This window comes from Inquilinus limosus MP06 (genome assembly GCF_000767795.1).
GTDB classification, from domain to species: domain Bacteria; phylum Pseudomonadota; class Alphaproteobacteria; order DSM-16000; family Inquilinaceae; genus Inquilinus; species Inquilinus limosus_E.
Genome location: NZ_JANX01000563.1, coordinates 1 through 4043, shown reverse-complemented (window position 1 = coordinate 4043; position 4043 = coordinate 1). Strand labels below are relative to the sequence as shown.

The following is a 4043-nucleotide window of genomic DNA, read 5'->3' as shown; positions in this document are numbered from 1 at the left end:
CGCCATGCCCTGGGCGAAATGCGCGGCCAGCAGCGGGATGTCCTCCGGCCGCGCCCGCAGCGGCGGCACGGTCAGCACGTCGAAGGCCAGCCGGTCCAGCAGGTCGCCGCGGAAGCGCCCGGCCGCGACCTCGCCCGGCAGGTCGACATTGATGGCGGCGACGACGCGGACATCCACCGTCATGGTCTGGGCGCCGCCCACCCGCTCGATCTCGCCGTATTCGATCACCCGCAGCAGCTTCTCCTGCACCCTGAGGCCGGCATTGGCCAGCTCGTCCAGGAACAGGGTGCCGCCATCGGCGCGTTCGAACCGGCCGACATGGCGGCGGACCGCGCCGGTGAAGGCCCCGGCCTCATGGCCGAACAGCTCGCTCTCCAAGAGCTCGGGCGACAGGGCGGCGCAGTCCAGCTTGACGAAGGGCCGGTCCCAGCGCGGGGACAGGAAGTGCAGCCGGGCGGCGATCAGCTCCTTGCCCGTGCCGCGCTCGCCGATCACCAGCACCGGCCGGTCCAGCGGCGCCGCGGCCGAGACCCGGTCCAGCAGGTCGGCGAAGGCGGGCGCCTCGCCCAGCAGATGCGGCAGACCGTCGGCCATGGGCCCCTTTCGGCGAAATGTTCCGAAGAATTGGAAATTCCCGCCGAAGGATCAAGGGGTGATCCGAGCGAAGCGGCGGAAACCGGCCGGATTCGACTTTGGCACGGGCTTTGCAACCCAGGGGGATGACCCGAACGCATCGGGCTTGAGGAGGACCAATGAGCTACGGCTTCGACCCGACCGGCACCCGCTTCCGCACCGGCCGCGGCGCCGGAACCGCCGACTGGCGCCGCACGGGCGAGCGCCTGCTGGCCTGGATCGCCAGCCGGCCGACGGAGAACTGGGTGTTCTTCGGCGCCGGCGTGCTGATCGCTTCCCTGTTCCTGTAAGGATCGAAAGAGGACCGTGTGATGGGTATCTTTTCCCGCCTTGGCGACATCATCAATTCCAACATCAATTCCATGCTCGACCGCGCCGAGGATCCCGAGAAGATCGTCCGGCTGATCGTGCAGGAGATGGAGGACACGCTGGTCGAGGTGCGCGCCGCGGCCGCCCGCTCGATCGCGGAGAAGAAGGAGATCCTGCGCAAGGTCGACCAGCTCGAGGCGGCGCAGGCCGAATGGCAGCGCAAGGCCGAGCTGGCGGTCGAGAAGGGCCGCGAGGATCTGGCCAAGGGCGCGCTGGTCGCCAAGGCCCAGGCCGCTACCGCGGCGGACCTGCTGCGCCGCGAGCTGGAGACGATCGAGGCCGCGCTGGCCAAGACCAACGAGGATCTCGGCCGGCTCGAGGCCAAGCTGACCGAGGCCAAGAACAAGCAGAAGGCCTTCGCCATCCGGCACGACGCGGCGCGCGACCAGATCCGCATCCGCACCCAACTACATGACGGGCGGATCGACGAGGCGCTGGCCCGCTACGAGCAGATCGAGCGCAAGATCGACACGCTGGAGGGCCAGGTCGAGTCCTTCGATCTCGGCCGGCGCAAGAGCCTGAACGAGGAGTTCGCCGACCTCGAGGCCGAGAGCGGCGTCGAGAAGGAGCTGCAGGCGATCAAGGCCCGCCTCGGCCGCACCGGCGGCTGACCTTAAACCCCGTCACACCGGCCCGGCGGGTGCCGCCGGGCCGCAGACGCAAGGACAACCATGTTTCACGCCTTCTTCTTCGTCCCGGTCATCGTCTTCCTGGTGATCGTGGCGCCGATCTGGCTGGTGCTGCACTACGTCACCCGCTGGCGGGCGTCGCGGACGCTGTCGCGTGAGGATGAGCGCATGCTGGTCGACCTGTGGGAAAGCGCCAAGCGGATGGAACTGCGGATCCAGACGCTGGAGAAGATCCTCGATGCCGAGGCGCCGCAGTGGCGGAGGCCGGCGCCATGAGCGGCCGCTTCACCGAATCGCCGAATCCGCATCGCCTCTACCGCGATCCGGATAGCGGCATGGTCTTCGGCGTCTGCGCCGGCCTGGCCGCCTATTTCGGGGTCTCCCCCGGCAAGGTCCGCTTCGGCACCGTGGTCCTGGCGTTCTTCTTCTTCCCGCATGTGCTGATCGCCTATCTGGCGGCGGCCATGTTCCTGAAGCGCCGGCCGACGTTGCTGTACCGCAGCCCGGACGAGGAGGTGTTCTGGCGGTCCGTCTCGGTCCAGCCGGCCGACACCTTCTCCGCCATCCGCCACAACTTCCGCGAGCTGGAGCAGCGCCTGGCCGGGATGGAGCGCTACGTCACCTCCAGCGAGTTCAAGCTGAACCGGGACTTCCGCGACCTCGAAGGTCGTTGAATCTCCTGGATCCACCCTGAAGAAAGGAGCCAGCAATGGCCGCTTCCTACCGACCGGACTACGACATCGTCTCGCCGCGCGGCGCGCGCGGCAGCCTGGGCACGGTCGGCCATGTGGTTTATGCGATCTACGCCGTCTCGCTGTTCACCGCCCTGCCGATGCTGATCGGCGTGGTCATCGCCTATTTGGCGCGCGGCGACGCCCGCGGCACCGTGGGCTGGGACCACTTCACCTGGGCGATCCGCACCTTCTGGGCGTTCCTGCTGCTCGGCCTGGTGTTCGGCGCCCTGACCTGGGTGCTGATCGGCTGGCCGCTCCTGGGCTTGCTGTGGTTGTGGACCGTCTACCGCGTCGTCCGCGGCTGGCTGGCCGTGGCCAACCGCACGCCGCTGTACCGCTGACCCCGATGCATCGCTGACAACCGCGCCGGCGCCGCCGGCCGCCTTAGGAGGGATCGTGATGGGCTCGTTGCAGACCTTGGCTTTCCTGGCGGGGCTGGGTGCCGCCGATCCCTCCGCGGCGGAGATGGCGGCACCGGTCGACCTGTCCGCGGTCGACACGGTGGTGGTGACCGGCGAGGCCCTGTCCGTCGCCGCCACCACCGATCCCGCCCGGCCGCTGCTGGCGACGCTGGACGACACGGAGGATTGCGCTGCGATCCTGCGGGTCGATGGCCGCGTCCTGACCGTCGATCTCCGCGAGCAATCCTCGGTCTGGCCGCGCGACTGCCGGCCGACGCTGTCGCTCAACCTGCGGCCCGGCACCGCTCTGGCGCTGCGGCCGGCGGCGATCGAGGCCACGCTGGACGGCCGCTTCGGCGCCGTCGCGGTCCAGGTCCACGCGGCCAAGCTGTCGCTGTCCGGCCAGGCCCGGACGCTCGACCTCACGGCCAATGCGGTGCAGGCGACGCTGCGCGCCGACGATCCGGGCGAGGCCATCCGCATCCAGGCCGATGCTGCCGACCTCGACCTCGGCTTCCGCCGCGGCACCCCGGTCAGCTATCAGGTCGACGCCCGCATGTCGCTGGTCGACAGTGCCATCCCCGCCGCCGCCGGCGACCGGCCGCCGCTGGTCTCGATCCGGGGCGAATTCGTCCGCGCCCGCATCGGCTACGAAGACTGAGGTCGACCGCGCCGTTCAACCGTCATCGCGAGGCGTGCAGCGACGTGGCGATCCAGGGGCCGGTTCGCATTGGCCCCTGGATTGCTTCGCTGCGCTCGCAATGACGATGACAGGGCGCAAGGCATTCGACCGGAAGCCAAAATCCCACCCCTTCCCTTGAAATAGCCGGCCATCGCTCCTAAAACGGAGAACGGGCGCATCGCTCCGCCGGCCAGATCCGGCGGCGGATGTGCCTGTTGTCATGTCCGGAGTCGTTCCGGGCCGGCAATCTTTGCGAAAAATTGACACGGAGATGTCACCGCGCATGGCGCCGCAGATCATCGACACGACCGCTTTCGCCGACAGTATTTCTGGGTTGGCATTGTTTCTCGATGTCGATGGCTGTTTGATCGACTTGGCCGAGCGGCCCGAGGACGTGGTGGTGCCGCCCGGCCTGCCCGGCGACCTGCAGCGGCTCTCCGCCCGTGTCGGCGGCGCCCTGGCCCTGGTCTCCGGCCGTGCCATCGCCGATCTCGACCGGCTGTTCGGCCCGCTTTCGCTGCCCGCCGCCGGCCAGCACGGCCTCGAATGGCGCGCGGTGCCGGCCGGTCCGGTCGAGCGCGTCCCGGTCGACCGC

8 protein-coding genes are annotated in these 4043 nt (G+C 69.3%); 7 read left to right on the top strand and 1 reads right to left on the bottom strand.

The features are described from left to right. Positions 1-594 (bottom strand): sigma 54-interacting transcriptional regulator (locus P409_RS28450; protein WP_034846349.1); only part of this gene is annotated, 594 nt, incomplete at its 3' end. 158 nt (positions 595-752) lie between these two features. Here P409_RS28450 and P409_RS39985 point away from each other — a divergent pair. The 7 genes from P409_RS39985 to P409_RS28420 all read left to right on the top strand — a co-directional run. Next, positions 753-923, top strand: a complete 171-nt coding sequence (locus P409_RS39985) for a hypothetical protein (RefSeq protein ID WP_162531600.1) — start codon at positions 753-755, stop codon at positions 921-923. Positions 924-944: 21 nt separating this feature from the next. Next, a complete protein-coding gene (pspA, locus tag P409_RS28445; protein WP_034846347.1) occupies positions 945-1613 on the top strand; it encodes a phage shock protein PspA in 669 nt (222 codons plus the stop codon). A gap of 60 nt (positions 1614-1673) precedes the next feature. Next, complete coding sequence (gene pspB, locus P409_RS28440) at positions 1674-1907, top strand: envelope stress response membrane protein PspB (RefSeq protein ID WP_034846345.1); 234 nt, start codon at positions 1674-1676, stop codon at positions 1905-1907. Beyond that, positions 1904-2305, top strand: coding sequence for an envelope stress response membrane protein PspC (gene pspC, locus P409_RS28435; RefSeq protein ID WP_034846355.1), 402 nt, complete (start codon positions 1904-1906; stop codon positions 2303-2305). Before pspB ends, pspC begins: the two co-directional genes overlap by 4 nt. A gap of 35 nt (positions 2306-2340) precedes the next feature. After that, a complete protein-coding gene (locus P409_RS28430; protein ID WP_052121506.1) occupies positions 2341-2706 on the top strand; it encodes a DUF4870 family protein in 366 nt (121 codons plus the stop codon). Positions 2707-2764: 58 nt separating this feature from the next. Continuing rightward, positions 2765-3427, top strand: a complete 663-nt coding sequence (locus tag P409_RS28425) for a hypothetical protein (RefSeq protein WP_034846343.1) — start codon at positions 2765-2767, stop codon at positions 3425-3427. A gap of 304 nt (positions 3428-3731) precedes the next feature. Beyond that, positions 3732-4043: trehalose-phosphatase (locus P409_RS28420; protein WP_034846351.1), on the top strand; the 312-nt coding region annotated here is incomplete at its 3' end.